17 protein-coding genes are annotated in these 22,416 nt (G+C 73.0%); 12 read left to right on the plus strand and 5 right to left on the minus strand.

Features of this window, described 5'->3' with window-relative positions; translation table 11 throughout:
* Positions 1 to 69 precede the first annotated feature (69 nt).
* The 8 genes from Sdagh_RS12935 (at position 70) to Sdagh_RS12975 (ending at position 11,045) form a co-directional block, all read left to right on the plus strand.
* On the plus strand, positions 70 to 1,704 hold the full coding sequence (locus Sdagh_RS12935; RefSeq protein ID WP_190077662.1) for a sensor histidine kinase: 1,635 nt from the start codon (positions 70 to 72) through the stop codon (positions 1,702 to 1,704).
* The gene (locus tag Sdagh_RS12940; RefSeq protein WP_189414838.1) at positions 1,701 to 2,393 is read left to right on the plus strand and encodes a response regulator; all 693 of its coding nucleotides are present in this window, start codon (positions 1,701 to 1,703) and stop codon (positions 2,391 to 2,393) included. The genes Sdagh_RS12935 and Sdagh_RS12940 overlap by 4 nt, the downstream gene beginning before the upstream one ends.
* A gap of 782 nt (positions 2,394 to 3,175) precedes the next feature.
* Positions 3,176 to 6,649, plus strand: a complete 3,474-nt coding sequence (locus Sdagh_RS36470; RefSeq protein WP_264201190.1) for an ALF repeat-containing protein — start codon at positions 3,176 to 3,178, stop codon at positions 6,647 to 6,649.
* A 29-nt stretch (positions 6,650 to 6,678) separates the two neighbouring features.
* The gene (locus Sdagh_RS12955; protein WP_189414839.1) at positions 6,679 to 6,972 is read left to right on the plus strand and encodes a ferrous iron transport protein A; all 294 of its coding nucleotides are present in this window, start codon (positions 6,679 to 6,681) and stop codon (positions 6,970 to 6,972) included.
* 179 nt (positions 6,973 to 7,151) lie between these two features.
* A complete protein-coding gene (locus Sdagh_RS12960) occupies positions 7,152 to 8,525 on the plus strand; it encodes an extracellular solute-binding protein (RefSeq protein WP_189414840.1) in 1,374 nt (457 codons plus the stop codon).
* Complete coding sequence (locus Sdagh_RS12965; RefSeq protein WP_190077663.1) at positions 8,522 to 9,388, plus strand: carbohydrate ABC transporter permease; 867 nt, start codon at positions 8,522 to 8,524, stop codon at positions 9,386 to 9,388. The genes Sdagh_RS12960 and Sdagh_RS12965 overlap by 4 nt, the downstream gene beginning before the upstream one ends.
* Positions 9,385 to 10,233, plus strand: coding sequence for a carbohydrate ABC transporter permease (locus tag Sdagh_RS12970; RefSeq protein WP_190008815.1), 849 nt, complete (start codon positions 9,385 to 9,387; stop codon positions 10,231 to 10,233). Before Sdagh_RS12965 ends, Sdagh_RS12970 begins: the two co-directional genes overlap by 4 nt.
* Before the next feature lie 104 nt (positions 10,234 to 10,337).
* Positions 10,338 to 11,045: an XRE family transcriptional regulator gene (locus tag Sdagh_RS12975; RefSeq protein WP_189414843.1), complete on the plus strand. Its 708-nt coding sequence runs from the start codon at positions 10,338 to 10,340 to the stop codon at positions 11,043 to 11,045.
* A gap of 82 nt (positions 11,046 to 11,127) precedes the next feature.
* Here Sdagh_RS12975 and Sdagh_RS12980 read toward each other — a convergent pair whose 3' ends face one another.
* The gene (locus Sdagh_RS12980; protein WP_189414844.1) at positions 11,128 to 12,153 is read right to left on the minus strand and encodes an ATP-dependent 6-phosphofructokinase; all 1,026 of its coding nucleotides are present in this window, start codon (positions 12,151 to 12,153) and stop codon (positions 11,128 to 11,130) included.
* A 213-nt stretch (positions 12,154 to 12,366) separates the two neighbouring features.
* Here Sdagh_RS12980 and pta point away from each other — a divergent pair, with 213 nt between their 5' ends.
* From pta to pyk, 3 genes are all read left to right on the plus strand, one after another.
* Positions 12,367 to 14,457: a phosphate acetyltransferase gene (pta, locus tag Sdagh_RS12985; protein ID WP_190077664.1), complete on the plus strand. Its 2,091-nt coding sequence runs from the start codon at positions 12,367 to 12,369 to the stop codon at positions 14,455 to 14,457.
* Positions 14,454 to 15,668 (plus strand): acetate kinase, encoded by a 1,215-nt coding sequence (locus Sdagh_RS12990; protein WP_190077665.1) that lies wholly within the window; start codon positions 14,454 to 14,456, stop codon positions 15,666 to 15,668. Before pta ends, Sdagh_RS12990 begins: the two co-directional genes overlap by 4 nt.
* A gap of 96 nt (positions 15,669 to 15,764) precedes the next feature.
* Positions 15,765 to 17,198: a pyruvate kinase gene (pyk, locus tag Sdagh_RS12995; RefSeq protein WP_189414849.1), complete on the plus strand. Its 1,434-nt coding sequence runs from the start codon at positions 15,765 to 15,767 to the stop codon at positions 17,196 to 17,198.
* A gap of 83 nt (positions 17,199 to 17,281) precedes the next feature.
* Here the strand turns inward: pyk and Sdagh_RS13000 are convergent, their stop codons facing one another.
* The 4 genes from Sdagh_RS13000 to Sdagh_RS13015 form a co-directional block, all read right to left on the minus strand.
* Positions 17,282 to 18,682 carry a hypothetical protein gene (locus Sdagh_RS13000; RefSeq protein WP_190077666.1) on the minus strand — a complete coding sequence of 467 codons (1,401 nt, stop codon included), beginning with the start codon at positions 18,680 to 18,682 and terminating at the stop codon, positions 17,282 to 17,284.
* On the minus strand, positions 18,672 to 19,163 hold the full coding sequence (locus tag Sdagh_RS13005) for a DUF6114 domain-containing protein (RefSeq protein ID WP_189414853.1): 492 nt from the start codon (positions 19,161 to 19,163) through the stop codon (positions 18,672 to 18,674). The genes Sdagh_RS13000 and Sdagh_RS13005 overlap by 11 nt, the downstream gene beginning before the upstream one ends.
* A gap of 92 nt (positions 19,164 to 19,255) precedes the next feature.
* Positions 19,256 to 19,888 (minus strand): DUF6230 family protein, encoded by a 633-nt coding sequence (locus tag Sdagh_RS13010; protein WP_189414855.1) that lies wholly within the window; start codon positions 19,886 to 19,888, stop codon positions 19,256 to 19,258.
* 651 nt (positions 19,889 to 20,539) lie between these two features.
* A complete protein-coding gene (locus tag Sdagh_RS13015) occupies positions 20,540 to 21,514 on the minus strand; it encodes a tetratricopeptide repeat protein (protein ID WP_189414857.1) in 975 nt (324 codons plus the stop codon).
* A 234-nt stretch (positions 21,515 to 21,748) separates the two neighbouring features.
* On the opposite strand from Sdagh_RS13015, the gene Sdagh_RS13020 reads away from it, so the two are divergent.
* Entirely contained in the window at positions 21,749 to 22,387 is a 639-nt protein-coding gene (locus tag Sdagh_RS13020) for a TetR/AcrR family transcriptional regulator (RefSeq protein WP_189414859.1), read from the plus strand.
* The last annotated feature ends 29 nt before the right edge of the window (positions 22,388 to 22,416 follow it).

Consider the following 22,416-nt stretch of genomic DNA (forward strand, 5'->3'; position numbering starts at 1 on the left):
GCGGCCTGTGAGCGCGGTCACCCTTGCGTTCATTTAGTTCACCGCGCGACCGAGAGGGAGACTGACGGCATGCACCTGCGTGTCCCCCGCCCCCGCAGCCTGGCCGGCCAGCTCTTCGCCGTGCAGGCCGTGCTGATCGCGGTGCTGGTGGCCGGGTACGCGGTGTTCACCTACGTCAACGACCGGGGGCAGGCCGAGTCCGCGGCCGGCCGCGAGGCACGGGCGGTCGCCCTGGCCATCGCCGACTCGCCCTCGGTGCGGGAGGCGATCCGCGGCTCCGACCCGTCGGCGCGGCTCCAGCCGTACGCGGTGCGGGTCATGGCGGACACCGAGGTCGACTTCGTGACGATCATGAGTCCGGAGGGCACCCGCTGGACCCACCCGGACCCGGAGCAGATCGGCCGCGCCTTCCGGGGCCACATCGAGCCCGCCCTGGCCGGCCGGACCTTCACCGAGACCTACACCGGCACGCTCGGCCCCTCGGTCCGCGCGGTGACCCCGGTCCGGGACGGCGGCCGCGTCGTCGGCCTGGTCAGCGCCGGCATCAAGGTCGAGGAGATCAGCAGGCTGGCCCGGGAGCAGCTGACCGCCCTGCTCACCGCGGCGGCCGGCGCGCTGCTGCTCGGCGCGGTCGGCACGTACGTCATCAACGCGCGGCTGCGCCGGCACACCCACGGGATGAACGCCGCCGAGCTGAGCCGGATGCACGACTACCACCAGGCCGCCCTGCACGCGGTGCGCGAGGGCCTGCTGATGCTGGACGGGCGGCACCGGGTGGCGCTGATCAACGACGGCGGCCGGGAACTGCTCGGTGTGCGCGGCGAGGCGGTCGGCACGCCGGTCGCCGAGCTGGGGCTGCCGGCACCGCTGACCGGGGCGCTGCTGGCGGCGGAGCGACGCGTGGACGAGGTGCACCTCACCGCGGAGCGGGTGCTGGTGGTGAACACCTCCCCGGTCTCCGGCGGCGAGCGCCGCGGCACCGTGGTGACCCTGCGGGACGTGACCCAGCTCCAGTCCCTGATGGGCGAGCTGAACTCCGAGCGCGGCTTCTCGCAGGCGCTGCGCTCGCAGGCGCACGAGGCCGCGAACCGGCTGCACACGGTCGTCTCCCTGATCGAGCTGGGGCGCGCGGACGAGGCGGTGGAGTTCGCCACGGCCGAGCTGGAGCTGGCGCAGGCGCTGACCGACCAGGTGGTGGCGGCGGTCGGCGAGCCGGTGCTGGCCGCGCTGCTCCTGGGCAAGACGGCCCAGGCCAACGAGCGCGGCGTGGAGCTGGTGGTCTCCCCCGACTCCCGGCTCGACGACGGGCTGCTGCCGGCCTCCCTGCCCGCCCGCGACCTGGTCACCATCCTCGGCAACCTGATCGACAACGCGGTGGACGCGGCGCAGGGCGGCGTCCGCGCCCGGGTCACGGTGACCGCCCGCACGGACCCCGGCCGGCTCGTCCTGCGCGTCGCCGACACCGGCCCCGGCGTCGACCCGGACCACGCCGACCTGGTCTTCCAGCGCGGTTTCTCCACCAAGCCGGCCGGCCCCGGCGGACGCGGCCTGGGCCTGGCCCTGGTCCGGCAGGCGGTGCACCGGCACGGCGGCACCCTGACGGTGGCCGGCGCGGACGGCGGCGGCGCGGTGTTCGAGGCCGCCCTGCCGCTGGCCGGCGACCGGGCCGCGGCGGGCCCGGTGCCCTCCGGGGGCCCGGCGTGACCGGCGCGGGCGACCCCATCCGCGTCCTGGTGGTGGAGGACGACCCGGTCGCCGCCGACGCGCACGTCCTCTACGTCGACCGGGTGCCGGGCTTCACCGCCGTCGGCAGGGCCCACTCCGGTGCCGAGGCCCGGCGGGTGCTGGACCGCACCCCGGTCGACCTGCTCCTGCTCGACCTGCACCTGCCCGACGTGCACGGCCTCCAGCTGGCCCGGACCCTGCGCGCGGCCGGCTCCCGCGCCGACGTGATAGCGGTGACCTCGGCCCGGGACCTGACCGTCGTCCGCGAGGGCGTCTCCCTCGGCGTCGTCCAGTACGTCCTGAAGCCGTTCACCTTCGCCACCCTCCGCGACCGGCTCGTCCGCTACGCCGAGTTCCGGCGGACGGCGGCGGGCGAGGCCAGCGGCCAGGACGAGGTCGACCGCACCCTCGCCGCCCTGCGCGCCCCGGCACCGGCGGCCCTGCCCAAGGGCCTGAGCGCCCCCACCCTGGAACGGGTGACGGCCGCGCTGCGCGCCGGCGACACCGGGCTCACCGCGGCGGCCCTCGCCGAGCGGACCGGCATCTCCCGCATCACCGCCCGCCGCTACCTGGAACACCTCGTCGACACCGGCCGCGCGGCCCGCCGGCCGCAGTACGGGACGGTGGGGCGGCCCGAGTTGCAGTACCGGTGGGTGCCGGAACGGTAGCCGGGCGGCAACCCGGTGCCAAGTCCGGTGCCGGGCGGCAACCCGGTGCCAAGTCCGGTGCCGGGCGGCAACCCGGTGCCAAGTCCGGTGCCGGGCGGCAACCCGGTGCCAAGTCCGGTGCCGGGCGGCAACCCGGTGCCATGTCCGGTGCCGGGCGGCGGCCCCAGGGTCGCCCGCGCGGAGCGGTCGCGCACACCCTGCCGGAGTGACGTACGTCACGGGAATTCTTTGGGCGGGCTTCGGAGCATGCGTCCTTTTACGGCCGATGAGTTCCGATGGGCGCGATGATCTCCGGCGACTACGTTCACGGTGCATGCAGCGGTCGCCCAGCCGGCGCCGCTTCCGGTTCGACGCGGCGGGGACTTCCGGTCCCGCCCCGGCGGAGTCTTTGGGGGAGGACTCACTCATGCGCGGTCCGCACGCCACGGCCGGGCGCTCCTCGCGCCGCCGGCGCCGGTTCCCGGCACGGCCCCGGCGGGGCCCCGGCACCGAGCCTGTCCTCCTGCCGTGAGCGGCGGGCGCCCGCGCGCACCCGCCTCCCGTACTCCCGCCGGTGCCACGCGACCGTCGCAGGCCCGTCGAGGACTTCGCGTGACCAGGGGGCCGGCGCGATCGAGGCCGCGACGGACGGCCGCGTGAGGGAAGCGCGGCTCCCCGAACGCCGGCCAGAACACGGCGGCCGGCGGCGTCCCGCCCGTGCCGGCCGGCTGTCCGGGTGCCCGGGTGGGCACCGGTGACCGCGCCGCCCCGAGGCCCCATCCAGCAGACAGGAGTTGACGATCGTGAGACCGATCTCCCCCCACCCGCGTACCCGGCGTGCCCTGCGCGCCGTACGGGGCCTGGGCGCCGGCGTTTTGCCGCTGGCCCTGATCGTGGGCGTGCTGGGCACCGTCCCGGCCGGTGCCGCCGAGGGCACCGGCGTACCCGGTGACCTCCCTGCCGGTGACCGCGCCCAGGTCGTGGCGCTGTGGCGGGAGGGCGGTCCCGGCACCCGCGCCGCCGCCGAGGTCGCGCTCACCGGGACCGACGCCGACGTACGGCGCTTCCTCGACGCCGAGGCGCCCAAGGTCGTCCAGCAGGACCAGCGGGTCGCCGCCGCCCAGATCGCGAGCATCGGCGGGACGAGTCTGATCGACGCCGCCCGCAGCGCGCTCACCGGCACCCCCGACCAGCTGTCGGCCTTCCTCAAGGACGGCTGGAAGGACCCGCTGGAACAGGACCAGCGGGTCCAGATCGCGCGCATCGTGGACGCGGGCGGCCCCAACGTCCGGGACAAGGGACGCGCCGCGCTCGCGGGCACGCCCGAGGACCGGCAGGCGTTCCTGGACGACGTGCAGTACGAGCAGCAGGAGCAGGACGAGCGCGTCGAGGTCACCCAGATCCTCAGTACGGGCGGACCCAACGTGGTCGCGGCGGCGCGGCTCGCGCTGCGCGGCACGGCCGCCGACATCCACGAGTTCCTCGCCGTCGGCCAGTTCGTGGCGCTCGCCCGGGACCAGGAGCAGGCGACGATCGACGAACTCGCCGCGCAGGCCGCGAAGGCCGGCAGCAAGGCCGCCGCCGAGACGCGCAAGGCGCAGGACGCGGCCGACCGTGCCGCCGCCGCCGCGGCGCTGGCCAAGGAGGCCGCCGAGCGGGCCGCGCGTGAGACCGAGGCCGCGAAGGACGACTCCCTGCACGCCGCCTCGGCCGCCGCTCGCGCGGCGTCCGCCGCGAAGCAGGCGGCAGCGGCGGCGCAGCAGGCGATCAGCGCGGCCCGCGCCGCGAACGCCGCCGCGCGGGTCGCCGCGAACGCCGCCGCCCAGGCCGCCGCTGCCGCCGCCGGAGCGGCGCAGGCCGCGTCCCGGGCCCGTGGCGCGGCGGCCGACGCCGCCAGGGACGCCACCAAGGCGTCCGCCGCCCGGGAGGCCGCCGAGCAGGCCGAGAGCGCGGCGAAGGGCGCCCGCTGGGCGGCCGACGCCGCCGAACAGGCAGGGGTCGCCGCCACCCAGGCGGGTGTGGCGGCGCGTGCCGCGCTCGGCGCCGGGTCGAGCGCGGACGCCGCGGCCGACGCCGCCGACGCGGCCAACGCCTACGCCGACCAGGCCGGGGTGCACTCGGGTGAGGCAGCCGCCGCGGCTGCCGAGACCCGCCGCCACGCGCGCGAGGCGACCCGCGCCGCGAACGCGGCCGAGTCCCTCGCCAACCGTGCCGCGAGCGCGGCTTACGAGTCCCGCGAAGCGGCCGTGTCGGCGGCCGACCACGCGGAGAAGGCGGCGAAGGCGGCCCGGGAGGCGGCCGATCACGCGGGCGACGCGGCGACCGCCGCGCAGCAGGCCACCGCCCACGCCGCCGCGGCGAAGGAAGCGGCCGACGCCGCCACCGCCGCCGTCGACCGGGCCCAGGACACCTACGACCTGGCCCGCGAGGTCGAGGCGGAGGAGCTGACGGCCCGCACGAACGACGGCATCGACCGGGCCCGCGACCTCAAGGCCCAGGACGAGCGCGTCCGCGCCGAGGCGGCCGGGGTCGTCAAGCGTGGCACCGACCTGCGTGAGAAGGCCAGGGAGCTGGCCGGGCGGGCGGCCGACGCGGGCGCGGACACCGAGCAGCTCGTCCGTGACGGGCGGGCGATGGCCGTGGAGGCCATGAAGATCCGGGGCCCGTGGAGCCGCGCCGCCGCCGCGACGGCCCTCGCGGGCGGCACCGAGGACGTCCTCGCCTATCTGCGCACCGGCTGGACGCGGGCCGAACGCCTCGACACCCGGGCCGAGGTCGAGGAGCTGTGGATCAACTCCCCGTCCGCCAAGCTGCGGTCGGCCGCCGGGCAGGCGCTGACGAGCGAGGCGGCCACGGACACCTTCCTCACCGAAGGCCAGTTCGAGGCCGTCGAGGGCGAACTGCGCGTGTACGTCGCGCAGTTGATCGATGCCGGGGGTCCGGTCGTCCAGGAGCGGGGCCGTGCGGCGCTGACCGCCGGAACGGTGGACGCGCTGCGGGACTTCGTCACCTCGGGGTTCGAGGAGGCGCGCAGCCAGGACGAGCGCGTGCACGCCACCCAGCTCGTGGAGAGCGGAGGCCCCGAGGTGCGGGCCGCCGCGCGGATCGCGCTGGAGGGGCCCTCCTCGCTGCTGCACGCCTTCACACAGACCGGTGAGCCGATGGCCCGGCAGAAGGACCAGCTCGCCGCCACGCACGTCGCGCAGGTGCGGGGCGTCATCGCGGGGGCCCGGCAGATCGCGGCGACGGCGCAGCAGAACGCCGCGCTCGCGGCGAAGGCCGCCGCCGAGGCACGCCAGTCGGCGCAGGAGGCCAAGGACGCCGCGGCCGCCGCCCAGGCGTCCGCCGAGCTGGCGGCGGGTTACGCGGACGACGCCAAGCGCTCGGCCGACGACGCCGCCGCCTCCGCCGCCCAGGCCCGTGAGTCCGCCAACACCGCGCGCAAGGCGCAGGCTGACGCCGAGAACGCGGTCGTACGGGCGGTGAACTCCGCGGCGCACGCGCAGCGTTCGGCGGACGCGGCCGGCGCGTCGGCGAGCGAGGCGAGCGCCTCGGCCGAGCAGGCCCGGGCCTCCGCCGTGGCGGCGGGCAAGGACGCGGTGGCCGCCACACAGGCGTACTTGGGCGCCCTCACGGCCGCGGTCCAGAAGAAGCAGGAGGAGATCGCCCGCTGGGAGCAGATCAAGCGGCAGTACCTGGCGGACCATCCGATCGAGGAGCCGGACGAGGGCAACGACTGGATCCCGGACTGGCTGGAGGACACCGGGAGCAAGGTCCTCGACTACGGCGAGGCGATCCTCACCAGCCCGGACCTGTGGATCGGCGCGGCGGAGACCGGCGGCTCGATCTTCCTCATGGGGTTCGGCGCGAGCGAGGACCTGGCGGGCGGCGCGGTCTGCCTGACCGGGGTCGGCTGCCTCGCGGGGGCACCCGCCATCGCGATGGGCACCGGGCTCGTCGTCACGGGCGCCTACGGGACGGCCGACGGCATCTCCCGGATGAGCGACGGGCTGCGCACGGCGCTGCGCAACGCGGGCAACAACTCCACGGGCCGCACCTCGGCCGGCGGTGCCAACGAGCAGCGCGCGATGGATCTCGTGCGGGAGTACCCGGAGTACGGCAACGAGCTGCCGCTCACCATGAAGGACCCGCGCTGGCCCGCCTCGGAGGGCTGGGTCAAGATGGAGCAGACCGTGGACGGCGTCGAGATCCACTACGTGTGGAACAAGAACACCCGCACGGCGGAGGACTTCAAGTACAAGGACCGCTCGGACTGAGTGGGCGGAGCCACGAAAGGCAGGCACGCATGACGCAGCGGAGCGGGGCCGTGCCGGCGGACTGGCCGGAGGACGCCTGGCCGCCCGGCACCCGGGTGCGCGTGATCAAGGACCCGGAGTGGGACGGCCCGTACCAGGTGGAGTTCTCCGGCACCATCGCCGCGACGCTGGTTCCCTTCCCGGTGCGGGGCGGGCGCGGCCACGAGGGCGAACTCGTCTACGAAGTGCGGTTCGACGAGCCGCAGCGCGACAGCGACGGTCTCGGCCCCTACCGGGGCGGCGAGGTCTGGGGCCGCTACCTGGTGGCCGAGGACCCCGCCTGACCCACCGGCGTCCCGGCCCCCCGCGCGCCCTCGCCGAGGGCGCGCGGGGGGCCGGGCCGGCGCCCCCGCGCGCCTTCTGGCTCCGGTCACCCGAGACGTCCGTATTGACCTGACCGGTCCCTTCCTCCTACGTTCACCGAGCAGCCGTCCCGGCCACAGCGACGTGCCCGCAGGAGGTCATGCCCGTGCGCAGCACCGCCGTACTCCCGGCTCTCGCCGCACTAGCCCTCGCCGCCACCGCGCTCACCGCCTGCTCGGGCGGCGGCGGTGGTGACCCGGACACACTGAAGGTCTCCTTCAAGCAGTCGACGGACAACTCCGTCAAGGTGATGGACGAGTACCTCGCCGGCGTCAAGAAGGAATTCGAGAGGGCGCACCCCGGCAAGAAGGTCGAGTTCGTCCCCGTCAAGGCGCCCGACTCCGAGTACTACACGAAACTCCAGCAGATGCTGCGCTCCCCGAGGACCGCGCCCGACCTGGTCTACGAGGATACCTTCCTCATCAACTCCGACATCGTCAGCGGGTACTTGAGGCCCCTCGACCCGTATCTGGCGGAGTGGGAGGACTGGGACCGGTTCTTCGACACGGCGAAGGCGGCGGCGCGGGGCGAGGACGGGAAGACGTACGGCGTGCCGGACGGCACGGACACCCGGGGCCTGTGGTTCAGCAAGGACGTCTTCGCGAAGGCCGGGCTGCCCGCCGACTGGCAGCCCCGCACCTGGGACGACCTGCTGGACGCCGCCCGCGCCGTCAAGGCGAAGGTGCCCGGTGTGGTCCCGCTCAACGTCTACACCGGCAAGCCCGTCGGCGAGGGCGCCACCATGCAGGGCTTCCAGATGCTGCTGTACGGCACGGGCGACGGCACGTCGGACCCGCTGTACGACACGGCTTCGAAGAAGTGGCGCCCCGCGGGGAAGGGGTTCGCGGACGCCCTCTCCTTCGTGGAGACGGTGTACGAGGAGAAGCTGGGCCCGGACGTGTCCGACGCCCTCGACCCCCACATCATGACCCGGGTACGCGGCGAACTGCTGCCCGAGGGAAAGCTGGGCATCGCGCTGGACGGCTCCTGGCTGCCGCAGGACTGGCTGCCGGGAAGCGGACACGAGTGGCCCGAGTGGTCCGATGAGCTGGGGCTCGCGTACATGCCGACGCAGAACGGGCAGGCACCCGGCAAGGTCAGCATGTCGGGCGGCTGGACCTGGTCGATCCCGGCGAAGGCGGCCAACCCCGACCTCGCCTTCGCGTTCATCAGGACGCTCCAGACCAAGGCCAACGCCCAGAAGTGGTACGTCGCCAACTCCGGCATCGCCGTCCGCGAGGACGTCGCCGGCGACCCCGCCTACACCGGCGCCCAGCCCGGCACCGCGTTCTTCACCGGCCTCGTCGCCCACACCCACTACCGGCCCGCCTACCCGGCCTATCCGAAGGTGTCGGTCGCCATCCAGGAGGCCATGGAGAGCGTGACGACCGGTGACCGGTCGGTCGAGGAGGCGGTGCGTGCCTACGACAGCGCGCTGGAGGAGGCCGTCGGCGACCGGGTGGCCGGCCGGTGAGGCGGACGCGCCGGGCCCTGCTCCGGGCGGTGCCGGTCGCCCCCGCCGTCGTCCTGCTGCTGCTCTTCCTCGCCGGGCCGATCGCCTACTGCGTCGTCCTCGCCTTCACCGACCTCCAGCTCACCGGGCAGGCCGAGGAGTCCTTCGTCGGGTTCGACAACTTCCGGCGGGCGCTCGGGGACGACGCGTTCCTGAACGCCGTATGGCTGACCCTGGTGTTCACGGTCGTGTCGTCGCTGCTCGGGCAGAACACCCTGGGACTGGCGCTGGCCGCCCTGCTGCGGCGCGCCTCGAAGCCGGTGCGCACCCTGACCGGCGCCGTGGTGATCACCGCGTGGGTGCTGCCGGAGGTGGTCGCGGGGTTCCTGCTGTACGCCTTCTTCCGCCGCGAGGGCACCCTCAACGCCGTCCTCGACTGGCTCCGGCTGCCGTCGCAGAACTGGCTGTTCACCCTGCCGATCCTCGCCGTGTCCTTCGCCAACGTGTGGCGGGGCACGGCGTTCTCGATGCTGGTCTACTCGGCGGCGCTGGACGAGATCCCCCGGGAGGTCACCGAGGCCGCCGAGGTCGACGGCGCGGGCGGCCTGCGCCGGCTGTGGCACGTCACCCTGCCGATGATCCGCCGCGCCGTCGGCACCAACCTGATGCTCAACACCCTCCAGACGCTCTCCGTCTTCGGGCTGATCTGGGTGATGACGCGGGGCGGCCCGAGCGGCCGGAGCCAGACCCTGCCGCTGTACATGTACGAGCAGGCCTTCCAGAACAGCATGATCGGCTACGGCACGGCGGTCGCCCTGCTCATGCTGCTGATCGGCTCGCTGTTCTCGGTGCTGTACCTGCGGCTGCTGCGGACCGAGGCGTGAGAGGCCCGGCCGGTACGCCCGCCGCCCGGCGCACCCGCCGCCGGCTGGCCGCCGACGCGGGGCTGCTGCTGGCCGCCGCCGCGTTCGCGCTGCCGCTGCTGTGGGTGGTGCTGTCGGCCGTCGACCCGGACGCGGGCCTGCGCGTCCGGGTTCCCGACGCCCTCACCCTCGACCACTTCGACGCGATCCTCACCCCGGAGATCACCTTCACGCCGCTGCTCAACAGCCTGGTCCTGTGCGGCGGCGCGACGGCGCTCACCGTGGCCTGCGCGGCGCTCGCCGCCTACCCGCTCTCCCGGTTCCGGTCCCGCCTGAACCGCCCCTTCCTCCTCACCGTCCTCTTCGCCACCTCGCTGCCCATCACCGCGATCATGGTCCCGGTGTACGCCCTGTACGTCCGCGTCGGTCTCATCGACACCGTCCACGGCACGGTGTTCTTCTTCGCCGCCTCCCAGCTCCCCTTCGCCATCTGGCTGATGAAGAACTTCATGGACGGCGTGCCGAAGGAGCTGGAGGAGGCGGCCTGGGCCGACGGGGCCTCGGCGCTCCAGTCCCTGCTGCGGATCGTGCTGCCGCTGATGGGGCCCGGGGTGGCGGTGGTGACGGTGTTCTCGTTCGTCATGATGTGGGGGAACTTCTTCGTCCCCTTCATGCTGCTGCTCACCCCGGACCGGATGCCGGCCTCGGTCAGCGTCAACGAGTTCTTCGGCAACCGGGGCATGGTGGCGTACGGCCAGCTCGCCGCGTTCTCGCTCGTCTACTCGACGCCGGTGGTCCTGCTCTATGTCCTGATCTCGCGACGCCTGGGCGGCGGCTTCGCGCTGGGCGGGGCGGTCAAGGGGTGAGGTCATGGGGTGACGTAAGGGAAGGGACCGTACGTTCCTACGATCCGTGTTCCTGGCCGAACGGACCGTAGTGGAAACGCCCCCGGGCCCCTACCTTGTGGCCCGTGCCCCGACCCGACGCCCTTCCCGACCGCCCCGGCCGGCCCGCCGCCCCCTTCGACCCCCTGGCCGCCCACCGGTTCCGTACCGCCCTCGGCATGGGACCGGAACTCGTCGCCCGCGACCTCAGGGTGTCCTACGGACTGCCGCACGTCGGCCCGGATCTCGTCCTCGCCTGGGAGGGCGGCTCCGTCCAGCCCTCCGAGGCCGAGGTCAACGCCCTCGCGGGCACCCTGTGGTGCTCCCCCGCCGAGCTGCTGGCCCGCCCCCGGACGCTGCGCGAACACCGCCTCGCCCTGGGCCTCGGCCCGGAGGACGTCGCCCGCGCGGTCGGGCTCGACACGCGCTCCTACCTGCGGCTGGAGGAGAGGGACGCGTGGCGCGGCACCGACCGGCAGTCGGCGGCGCTGATCGCGCTGTTCGGTCTGGCGCCCGCCGAGTACGTCACCGTCAGCGGGCAGGACGAGCGGCTCGCCGAGCTGCTCACCAAGGCCGTGACCACGCGCTGGCAGGGGCACGCCCGCCAGATCGCCAAGCTCGTCCCGCTGGAGCGGGACGTGGTCGACGACGCCCTGCGCTCCCTGCACGCCGAGTACCGGGCCCGGATGGCCACCCCGCTCGGCCGCGACCTGCGCGACCGGGCCGCGGAGTACTTCTGGGCTGCCGTCGAGAAGGGGACCGGAGAAGGCGACCGGGGCGTGGGGCAGGGCTAGGGCCTGTCGTCCGGATCACGCCGCGGACGCGGGGCCTGGAAGGCACAGCCGATTCCCCGCAACCTGATCCGAACGACAGGCCCTAGAAGACCGACTCCGCCTCGTCCATCCGGTCCTTCGGCACCGTCTTCAGCTCGGTGACCGCCTCCGCGAGCGGCACCATCAGCACGTCGGTGCCGCGCAGCGCCGTCATCCGGCCGAAGTCGCCCCGGTGCGCGGCCTCCACCGCGTGCCAGCCGAAGCGGGTGGCGAGGACGCGGTCGTACGGGGTGGGCGTGCCGCCGCGCTGGACGTGGCCGAGGATGACCGGCTTGGCCTCCTTGCCGAGCCGCCGCTCCAGCTCGTACGCCAGTGCCGTGCCGATGCCCTGGAAGCGCTCGTGGCCGAACTGGTCGATCTCGCCGTGCCCGTAGTCCATGGTCCCCTCGGCGGGGTGGGCGCCCTCGGCGACGCAGATCACCGCGAACTTCTTGCCGCGGGCGAACCGCTCCTCGACCATCTTCACCAGGTCGGAGGGGTCGAAGGGCCGCTCGGGCAGGCAGATGCCGTGCGCGCCGGCCGCCATGCCGGACTCCAGGGCGATCCAGCCCGCGTGCCGGCCCATGACCTCGACGACCATGACCCGCTGGTGGGACTCGGCGGTGGTCTTCAGCCGGTCCATCGCCTCCGCGGCGACGCCGACGGCCGTGTCGAAGCCGAAGGTGCGGTCGGTGGAGGAGATGTCGTTGTCGATGGTCTTCGGCACGCCGACCACCGGCAGGCCCGCGTCCGACAGCATCCGCGCCGCGGTCAGCGTGCCCTCGCCGCCGATCGGGATCAGCGCGTCGATCCCGAAGTTCTGGATCATGTCCGAGGCGTTCTCGCAGGCCTCGCGGAGGCGGTCGCGCTCCAGCCGGGAGGAGCCGAGGATGGTGCCGCCGCGGGCGAGGATGCCGCTGACCGCGTTGAGGTCGAGGGAGCGGTAGCGGCCGTCGAGCAGACCGGCGTAGCCGTCCTCGAAGCCGATGACCTCGTCGTCGTAATTGTCGACCGCTCGGTGCACGACCGACCGGATCACTGCGTTCAGGCCGGGACAGTCGCCGCCTGCGGTGAGAACTCCGATACGCATCGTGCTGTGTCTCCTGCTCCCTGTCGGCACCGGTGAGGCACTCCCGATTCTTCCACGTCCACCCGGCGGCTGCCGACGTCGCACTGACGGGCGCCTTATCCATCGCCAGAGGTATTGTCAAGAGGGTTCCGCTCACCTCGGTGGGCGATTTTTGTGGCCGCCGCACGCCGGGACCAGCGGCGACCGGAGACGACGACGGAACGGAGAGCACGCGTGACGCGCAGCGTGTACGTAACCGGCATCGACCGCGGCGACGGCCGCCAGGTCGTCGAGCTGGGGGTCATGGAGCTGTTGACCCGGCAGGTCGACCGGGTCGGTGTCTTCCGCCCCCTCGTCCACGACGGCCCGGACCGGCTCTTCGAGCTGCTGCGCGCCCGCTACCGCCTCTCCCAGGACCCGGCGACCGTCTACGGCCTCGGCTACCCGGAGGCGTCCGCGCTCCAGGCCGAGCAGGGCACCGACGAACTGGTCTCCGCGCTGGTCGACCGCTTCCACCTGGTCGCCCGCGACTACGACGTGGTCCTCGTCCTCGGCACCGACTTCGCCGACACCCAGCTCCCCGACGAACTGGCGCTGAACGCCCGGCTCGCCAACGAGTTCGGCGCGTCCGTCATCCCGGTGGTCGGCGGCCGGGGGCAGGCCGCGGACCCGGTGCTCGCCGAGACCCGCAACGCCTTCCGCGCGTACGACACCCTCGGCTGCGACGTGCTGGCCATGGTCACCAACCGGGTGGCCCGCGAGGACCGGGACGCGCTCGCCGAACGGCTCTCCGGGCTGCTCCCGACGCCCTGCTTCGTCGTCCCCGACGAGCCCGCGCTCTCCGCGCCGACCGTCTCCCAGATCGCCCACACCCTCGGCGCGCGGGTCGTCCTCGGCGACGACTCGGGGCTGGCCCGGGACGCGCTGGACTTCGTCTTCGGCGGCGCCTCGCTGGCCAGGTTCCTCGGCGCCCTGACCCCCGGCTGCCTGGTCGTCACCCCCGGCGACCGCGCCGACCTGGTCATCGGCTCGCTCGCCGCGCACAGCGCCGGCACCCCGCCGATAGCCGGGGTGCTGCTCACCCTGGACGAAGTGCCGGGCGAGGACGTCCTCACCCTCGCCGCCCGCCTCGCCCCCGGCACCCCGGTGCTGGCCGTGCCGGGCAACAGCTTCCCCACCGCCGAACGGCTGTTCTCCCTGGAGGGCAAGCTGAACGCGGCCACCCCGCGCAAGGCGGAGACCGCCCTCGGCCTGTTCGAGCGGTACGTCGACACCGCCGCCCTGGACAAGCGGGTCTCCGCGCCGAGCAGCGACCGCGTCACGCCGATGATGTTCGAGCACAAGCTCCTCGAACAGGCCCGTTCCGACCTGCGCCGGGTCGTCCTGCCGGAGGGCACCGAGCCCCGCGTCCTGCACGCGGCGGAGGTGCTGCTGCGCCGGGGCGTGTGCGACCTGACCCTGCTCGGCCCCGTCGAGCAGATCCGCAAGAAGGCCGCCGACCTCGGCATCGACCTCGGCGGCTCGCAGCTCATCGACCCGGCCACCAGCGACCTGCGCGACCGCTTCGCCGAGCGGTACGCCGCCCTGCGCGCCCACAAGGGCGTCACCGTGGAACTGGCCTACGACGTCGTCTCCGACGTCAACTACTTCGGCACCCTGATGGTGCAGGAGGGCCTGGCCGACGGCATGGTGTCGGGCTCGGTGCACTCCACGGCGGCCACCATCCGCCCGGCCTTCGAGATCATCAAGACCAAGCCGGACGCCGACATCGTCTCGTCCGTCTTCTTCATGTGCCTGGCCGACAAGGTCCTCGTCTACGGCGACTGCGCGGTCAACCCGGACCCGGACGCCCGGCAGCTCGCCGACATCGCGATCCAGTCGGCGTCCACGGCGGCGCAGTTCGGCGTCGAGCCGCGGATCGCCATGCTGTCGTACTCGACCGGCACCTCCGGCTCCGGCGCCGACGTCGACAAGGTCCGCGAGGCCACCGAGCTGGTCCGCGCCCGCCGGCCCGACCTGATGATCGAGGGCCCGATCCAGTACGACGCCGCCGTGGAGCCGTCCGTCGCGGCGACCAAGCTGCCCGGCTCCCAGGTCGCCGGACAGGCCAGCGTGCTGATCTTCCCGGACCTCAACACCGGCAACAACACCTACAAGGCCGTGCAGCGCTCGGCCGGCGCGATCGCCGTCGGCCCGGTCCTCCAGGGCCTGCGCAAGCCGGTCAACGACCTGTCCCGCGGCGCGCTGGTCCAGGACATCGTCAACACCGTCGCCATCACGGCCATCCAGGCCCAGTCCCCGATCGAGAAGGCTGCCGAACAGTGAGTTCCCCCACCCGCGTCCTCGTCCTCAACTCCGGCTCGTCGTCGCTGAAGTACCAGCTGCTGGACATGCGGGACAGCAGCCGGTTGGCGGTGGGGCTGGTCGAGCGGATCGGCGAGCAGACCTCCCGGCTCAAGCACACCCACGTCACCGACGGCGACACCCGCGAGCAGAACGGCCCGATCGCCGACCACGAAGCCGCCCTGAAGGCGGTCGCCGGGGAACTGTCCCGCGACAGCCTCGGCCTGGACTCGCCCGAGCTGGCCGCGATCGGGCACCGGGTGGTGCACGGCGGGATGTTCTTCACCGAGCCCACCCTCGTCGACGACGAGGTGCTCACCGAGATCGAGCGGCTGATCCCGGTGGCCCCGCTGCACAACCCCGCCAACCTCACCGGCCTGCGCACGGCCCGGTCGCTCCGCCCCGACCTCCCCCAGGTCGCCGTCTTCGACACCGCCTTCCACACCACGATGCCGGAGTCGGCGGCGCGCTACGCCATCGACCCGAGGATCGCCGACCGGCACCGCATCCGCCGCTACGGCTTCCACGGCACCTCGCACGCGTACGTGTCCCGGGAGACCGCCCGGCTGCTGGGCAAGGACCCGGCGGAGGTCAACGTCATCGTGCTCCACCTCGGCAACGGCGCCTCGGCCTCCGCGGTCGAAGGCGGCCGGTGCGTGGACACCTCGATGGGGCTGACCCCTCTGGAGGGACTGGTGATGGGCACCCGGTCGGGAGACCTGGACCCGGCGGTCATCTTCCATTTGGAGCGCGTTGGCGGAATGTCCACGGACGAGATCGACACTCTCCTCAACAAGAGGAGCGGTCTGTTCGGTCTGTGCGGCGACAACGACATGCGGGAGATCCGGCGCCGCGTGGACGCCGGGGACGAAGCGGCGAAGCTCGCCTTCGACATCTACATTCACCGCCTGAAGAAGTACATCGGCGCCTATTACGCGGTCCTCGGACGGGTGGACGCGGTCGCCTTCACGGCCGGGGTCGGCGAAAACGCCGCACCGGTGCGGGAAGCTGCCGTGGCCGGCCTGGAGGGGCTGGGCCTGGCGGTCGACGCCGGGCTGAACGCCGTACGCGGCGACGGTCCCCGGCTGATCTCCCCCGAGGACGCCCGGGTGAAGGTCGCCGTGGTGCCGACCGACGAGGAATTGGAGATCGCGACACAGACGTACGCACTGGTCGAAAAGAACAGCCACTGAAGACTCGCCGAATTCACGGGTGAGCACCCCCGCGCCCGTTTGTAGCTTCCGCTAGGCGGAATATTCCGGAGCGAAACAAACCGATAGGATCGCCCCATGCGCCGTTCGAAAATCGTCTGTACCCTCGGCCCCGCGGTCGACTCCCACGAGCAGCTCGTCGCGCTGATCGAAGCCGGCATGAACGTGGCCCGCTTCAACTTCAGCCACGGCACCCACGCCGAGCACCAGGGCCGGTACGACCGGGTCCGGGCCGCCGCGAAGGAGACCGGCCGGGCCATCGGCGTCCTCGCCGACCTCCAGGGCCCGAAGATCCGCCTGGAGACCTTCGCCGAGGGCCCCGTCGAGCTGGTGCGCGGTGACGAGTTCACCATCACCACCGAGGACGTCCCGGGCGACAAGACGATCTGCGGCACCACGTACAAGGGCCTGCCCGGTGACGTGTCCAAGGGCGACCCGATCCTCATCAACGACGGCAACGTCGAGCTGAAGGTCACCGAGGTCGAGGGCCCCCGGGTGAAGACGATCGTCATCGAGGGCGGTGTCATCTCCGACCACAAGGGCATCAACCTGCCCGGCGCGGCGGTCAACGTGCCCGCGCTGTCCGAGAAGGACATCGAGGACCTCCGCTTCGCGCTGCGCATGGGCTGCGACCTGGTCGCGCTCTCCTTCGTCCGGGACGCCAAGGACGTCGCCGACGTGCACCGGGTGATGGACGAGGAGGGCCGCCGGGTCCCCGTCGTCGCCAAGGTGGAGAAGCCGCAGGCGGTCGAGAACATGGAGGACGTCGTCGCGGCGTTCGACGCCGTCATGGTCGCCCGCGGTGACCTGGCCGTCGAGTACCCGCTCGAAAAGGTCCCCATGGTGCAGAAGCGCCTCATCGAGCTGTGCCGGCGCAACGCCAAGCCGGTGATCGTCGCGACCCAGATGATGGAGTCGATGATCACCAACTCCCGTCCGACCCGCGCCGAGGCGTCCGACGTCGCCAACGCCATCCTGGACGGCGCCGACGCGGTGATGCTCTCCGCCGAGTCGAGCGTGGGCGCGTACCCGATCGAGACGGTCAAGACCATGTCGAAGATCGTCATGGCGGCCGAGCAGGAGCTGCTCTCCAAGGGCCTGCAGCCGCTGGTCCCGGGCAAGAAGCCGCGGACGCAGGGCGGTTCGGTGGCCCGTGCCGCCGCCGAGATCGCCGACTTCCTCGGCGGCAAGGGCCTGGTGGCGTTCACCCAGTCCGGCGACACCGCCCGCCGGCTGTCCCGCTACCGCGCGGTCCAGCCGATCATCGCGTACACGACCGACGAGTCGACCCGCAACCAGCTCGCGCTGAGCTGGGGCGTGGAGTCGCACGTCGTGCCGTTCGTCAACTCCACCGACGAGATGGTCGACCTGGTGGACCAGGAGATGGTGAAGCTCAACCGCTTCAATCCCGGTGACATCGTGGTGATCACCGCCGGTTCGCCCCCCGGCGTCCCCGGCACCACCAACATGGTCCGCGTCCACCACCTGGGCGAGGCCGTCCGCGGCAGCTGACCGTGCCGTACGCGGCTGAGGGCGCCCCCTGTGGCAGGGGGCGCCCTCAGCCGCGTACGGGTTGTGCAAGCGGTGCCGGCGGTTCAGTCGGTGATGTACTGGTGCAGTCCGGGGACGGTCAGCGTCCCGCCGAACTGGCCCGCCTGCACGACCTTCACGTTGGTGAAGTAGATCAGCGGGATGTCCAGCGGCGGCGGGTGCTCCGGGTCGAAGGTGATCGGGATCAGCCCCAGCAGATTGCCGGAGATGCTCTCCGTGTACATCACCGTGTCGCCGTCGGTGATCGTGGACGTCGACCCCTCGGCCGCCTGCACGTGGTAGGTCTTGCCGGTGGCGTCGTCGTGCACTATCTGGTGCAGGTCGCCGATGTCGGTGCCGTTGGAGATGACGTACTTCAGGACCTTCTTCGTGGTCCCATCGGCCGTCCGCACCTCGACGACCCCCTTGTACGACGCCCCCTTCAGCCTCAGCGAACTGGCCTCCAGCTCCCAGGGCCGGTTGGGCAGCGCGAGGTTGTTGTCGACCCCGCCCTCGGCGTCGGTGGCGATGGGGCAGTCCTCGGCGGCGCCGCTCTCCGAGGGAGACGGGCTCGCCGAAGCGCCGGGATCGGCACCGGCGCTGGCACCGGGGCCCGGGGAGGCGGTGGCCTCACCCCCGGCGCCCCCGGCGCCCCCGGCGCCCCCGGTCTCCACGGTGCCCCCGGTCTCCGCGGCGCCCCCGGCCGCCTCGGTCGCCTCCTGGACGGCCTCGGACGCCTCGCCGGGGGTGTCCTCCCCGTCCTCGGTGCCGGAAGCGCTCTCGGAGGCGGACGCGGACGCCGAGGCCGACGGGGTGGCCGAGGGGCTCGCGGGCTCCTCGCCGCCCTTGCCGCCGGTGAAGAGGTCCTCAAGGGCGTCGCCTATGCCCTGGAGCAGACCGCCGCCGCTCGCGGAGGCGGACGGCGAGGGGGAGACCGACGCGGGGGCGGAGGGCCCGGCCCCGGCCTCGGCCGGGTCGTCGTCCGCGTCCGCCTTGCTTCCCGTCGCCCCTTCCTCGGCCGCCCCGTCCCCGTCCCCGTCCCCGTCGTCGGAACCTGAATCCGGCGAAGAGGAGGAAGGGACGGAGGGCGAAGCGGAGGGGGTGGTGGCGGACGGGCTCGGCTCGGGGCTCGCGGACTCCTCCGCCGCGTCGTCCCCGCTCTCGCTCTCGGAGGGTGACGGCGAGGCACGGTCCTTGTCCGCCAGGGCCTCCACGCAGGCCTTGTACTCCTCGGCCGTGAGGCTCTTGGACGCGGTCGCCGGGTCGTTGCCGTCCGCCGCGGCGAGCGTCGGGGTGAGCCCCATGCCCATGAGGACCGCCGTCGGCATCGCCGCCAGGGCTATGGCCTTGCCGGCCGGTACGTGGAACCTGGTGAACAACGGCTTCCTGGGTGCCGCGTGGCGCGGCCCGGTTCTCACGCGGGACGCCTCCGCGTCAGCCCCGTGAGTCACCTCGTCAGCCGGCACTGTGCCTCCCGTTCGCCCCGGTGGCCGGGTTCGTTCCTGGCAGATGGTTCGGGTCGTCCACCGCGCTCCCGGGGGCCTCGCCCCGCGGCTTCTCCGGCGCCCACGACACGGCCATGGCTCCGCCGATCATCGAGAGCAGGAAACCGATGACGAAGCCGCCGAAGTTGGACACGGGGAGGGACACGAGGGCGAGCAGGATCGCCGCGACCCCCGCGAAGGTCCGTACGTGCTTCTGGAACCAGAGGCTGACGCCGAGGACGACCAGCAGCACACCGATGATGAGAGAGCCGGCGCCGGCCGTGGTGGACATCGCCACGGTCAGGTTGCCGAACTGCAGGTTGGCGTACGGGAAGTACATGATCGGGAAGCCACCGAGCAGGACGAACAGACCGGCCCAGAACGGCCGGGTGCCCCGCCAGTCTCGGAACTGCTGCCTGCGGCGGGTGAACTGGCCGTCAGCGGCAGGAGTCTCGGCGCTCATGGAAAACAGCTCCCTGGTGCGGCGTTGCTGTGGTGGTGATGTGCGGGTGGAACGGGCGGGGGCGCGGCCGGCCCCCACCCGTCAACGAGGGCTCAGTAGCACTCGATGTCCTTGCCGGACCCCTTCTTGAGCGACATGTGCAGACCGCTGAGCTTGAAAGTTCCGGCGGTGGTGGCCCACGCCGTCTGCTCCACGTCGGTCAGCTTGGCCTCGGTCGCCTGCTGGGCGAAGCCACGCGGATCCGCGTGATCGCCGCTCTTGATGCCCGGACCCTTGTCGATCGCCCCGGCCGCCACACCGATGTCGATGTTGCTGAAGGTGGCGTCCGCCTTCAGGTCCGCGACATCGATGTAGAGCTGCTCGGCGTAGACCATCTCCTGCTTCTTGGACGTGTCACCCGCTTCGAGCCGCAGGGTGACCGGGCCCAGCAGAGGGACGTTCGTGACGACCGACTGGCAGAGCTTGTCGATGTCGGCGGTCTTGAACGCCGAGACGGCCACGGCGTTACGGCCGGTCGCCCCGTCGTCGTAGGCCCCGTACTGCGAGAACCCGTGACCGGTCAGCTCCTTGGCGGTCACCTTGAACTGCTGCCCCGACACACTGAACGACGCGGCCAGCGCACCCTGCGCCAGAGCGACGCCTATCGCTGCCGTGGCGGCGACGCTGGGCACCATGACCACAGCGAACCGCTTCCATCTGGTCCCACCACGCACTGGGGACTCCATATTTCCTCCTTCTCGGACGTACATCTCCTGGCCTCGGCTCGCCCCCGGAACGGCGGCTCGGCCGGGCAGGGATGGGAGAAGTGCTACGTCCTCGGGAAGGAGAGCGCCCGCACTCGGCGGCGCGCACCACGCGCCCGAATCACCGGCGATCACCCCCGAGCGACAACCACTGGTCGCGCCTGACACACATCACGCACAACCTGCCGGACAGGCTTCGCCGAGCGGGCGAAGACCCCCCTGTCCTGGGTCCGGCTCCACTGCTGCCGGACCCGCCCGGTGGGGACCCCTGGTGGCCCGCGGCCCGATTGGCTGTCGGGGTGCGGGAAGGGACCGAGCGTGGCCGATCGTGGTGCATTCTCGGCGCCCGCACAAGGGGGTTCGTTACTGGCTGGTAACGGACGGGTCACCGACGATCCGCACAGGGTCCCCGCCCGGCGACGCTGGGTGCCCTCCGGGTAAGGGACAAGAACACCCGCATGATGACAGACCGGGACACCCGCCAACGGGTGACTTACTCGCAGTAACAGGCACCCGCATTACCAAGTTTTGGCAAAACGCTGCCGCAGCACCGCTCCGCCGACGCTTTTCGCCACTCCGGCACCGCCCGGCCGGAGAATCACCGGCCGGGCGGTGGGTCGGGCGGGGGGACGGTCAGAAGAGGGCGCGGGCGAGCGCCCGGCGGGCCGCCGCGACGCGCGGGTCGTCGGCGCCGACCACCTCGAACAGCTCCAGCAGCCGCACCCGTACGGTGTCCCGCTCGTCCCCGGCGGTGCGCCGCACCGTGTCGATGAGCCGCCCGAAGGCGTCCTCGACATGGCCGCCCACCAGGTCGAGGTCGGCGGCGGCGATCTGCGCCTGCGCGTCGCCCGGGTTGTCGGCGGCGTCCTTGCGCACCCGCTGCGGGTCCAGGTTCTGCACGCGCTGGAGCAACTCGGCCTGGGCGAGGCCCAGTTTGGCCTCCATGTTGCCCGGGTCCTCGTTCAGCACGTTCTGGTACGCGCGGACCGCGCCGCCGAGGTCGCCCGCGTCCAGCGCCTGGACGGCGGCCTCCAGGGCGGCGTCGTGCGGTCCGGCCGGGACGGCCTGGGCCTGCTGAGCGGCGCCCGGGTCGGCCTCGGGGTCGACGACCAGGCCGGTCAGGCCGAAGCGCTGCTCGGCGACCTGCACCAACTGGTCGAGGGTCTCGCGGATCTGGGCCTCGCCCGCCGCCCCCTGGAAGAGCGGCAGCGCCTGCCCGGCGACCACCGCGAAGACGGCCGGGATGCCCTGGATGCCGAACTGCTGCATCAGCATCTGGTTGGCGTCGACATCGATCTTGGCGAGCACGAACCGGCCGTTGTACTCGACGGCGAGCCGCTCCAGTACGGGGCTCAACTGCTTGCAGGGCTCGCACCACTCGGCCCAGAAGTCGATGACGACCGGGACCTCGGTGGACCGCTGAAGGACATCGCGCTCGAAGCCGGCCTCGTCGGCGTCGATGACGAGATCGGCCGGGGAGACGGCGCCGCCGCCGCCCTGCCGCGCGGCCTGGGCGCGCGCCTGCTCCGCCTTCGCCTTGGCCTCCTGGGCCGCCTTCACCGCGGCGAGGTCGACGACCCCGCTCATGGACATGTTCCGTGGCTGCATGCGCCTATCCTCCCCCGTACCGCGCGCGTCCGTGAAAAGCGGCCCGAAACCCGCTCTGATGTGTGCTGTGCGGCGCCGGGTCCCCACCTGACGCCCGTGGTCGTCGCTCCGGCGGGAGGGCGTCCCGCTTTCGCTACGAGTCGTAGCGTAATGGCAGCGGTGCCGCCCGCGGCAGGGCCTTCCGGTGATCTGCCTCACGGCCGCCCCCGGCAAACCCGGGGATAGGGTCGGGGGATGCCGAACCGCTCCCCCGCCGGCCGGGCCGGCCGCCCGCGCAGTGCCGCGGCCGACGCCGCGATCCTGGCCGCGACACGGGAGGCGCTGGTCGAGCTGGGCTGGTCGAAACTGACCCTGGGCGACGTGGCGACGCGGGCCGGGGTCGCCAAGACGACCCTCTACCGCCGCTGGGCGGGCAAGAACGAGCTGGTGGTCGACGCGGTCGCCGAACTCTTCGACGAACTGCGCCTGCCCGACCGCGGCTGCCTCGCCGCGGACATCGAGGGCGTGGTCCTCCAGTTCGCGGCGATCCTGGACCGCCCGGAGGCACGCAGCGGCCTGATGGCGGTCGTCGCCGAGTCCACCCGCGACCCGGCCCTGCGCGAACGCATCCGCTGCTCGATCGTGGCGCGGCAGAAACGTCTGGTCCTGGAGGGCCGCGCCCGCGCCCAGGCCCGCGGCGAACTGCCCCCCGAGCCCGACCCCGAGCAGGCCGCCCGCGCCGTCGACCTCATCTTCGACGTGGTCGCGGGCGCGGTGGTCCACCGCACCCTGGTGAGCGCCGAGCCGGCGGACGAGGAGTGGGTGCGGGGACTCACCCGGGTCCTGCTCCAGGGCCTCGCCTCCCGGACCGGCCCGGACGGCGGGCCCGCGTAGGCGCGGGGCGGGGGGTACGTACGGCGGGG

Source organism: Streptomyces daghestanicus (genome assembly GCF_020521275.1).
GTDB lineage: Bacteria > Actinomycetota > Actinomycetes > Streptomycetales > Streptomycetaceae > Streptomyces > Streptomyces griseoviridis.

Excerpts from the sequence above, each read along its gene's own strand:
- Sdagh_RS12935 (WP_190077662.1), top strand. The coding sequence starts at position 70 with ATGCACCTGCGTGTCCCCCGCCCCCGCAGCCTGGCCGGCCAGCTCTTC.
- Sdagh_RS12955 (WP_189414839.1), top strand. The coding sequence starts at position 6,679 with ATGACGCAGCGGAGCGGGGCCGTGCCGGCGGACTGGCCGGAGGACGCC.
- Sdagh_RS12960 (WP_189414840.1), top strand. The coding sequence starts at position 7,152 with ATGCCCGTGCGCAGCACCGCCGTACTCCCGGCTCTCGCCGCACTAGCC.
- Sdagh_RS12980 (WP_189414844.1), bottom strand. The coding sequence starts at position 12,153 with ATGCGTATCGGAGTTCTCACCGCAGGCGGCGACTGTCCCGGCCTGAAC.
- pyk (WP_189414849.1), top strand. The coding sequence starts at position 15,765 with ATGCGCCGTTCGAAAATCGTCTGTACCCTCGGCCCCGCGGTCGACTCC.
- Sdagh_RS13005 (WP_189414853.1), bottom strand. The coding sequence starts at position 19,163 with ATGAGCGCCGAGACTCCTGCCGCTGACGGCCAGTTCACCCGCCGCAGG.
- Sdagh_RS13010 (WP_189414855.1), bottom strand. The coding sequence starts at position 19,888 with ATGGAGTCCCCAGTGCGTGGTGGGACCAGATGGAAGCGGTTCGCTGTG.
- Sdagh_RS13015 (WP_189414857.1), bottom strand. The coding sequence starts at position 21,514 with ATGCAGCCACGGAACATGTCCATGAGCGGGGTCGTCGACCTCGCCGCG.
- Sdagh_RS13020 (WP_189414859.1), top strand. The coding sequence starts at position 21,749 with ATGCCGAACCGCTCCCCCGCCGGCCGGGCCGGCCGCCCGCGCAGTGCC.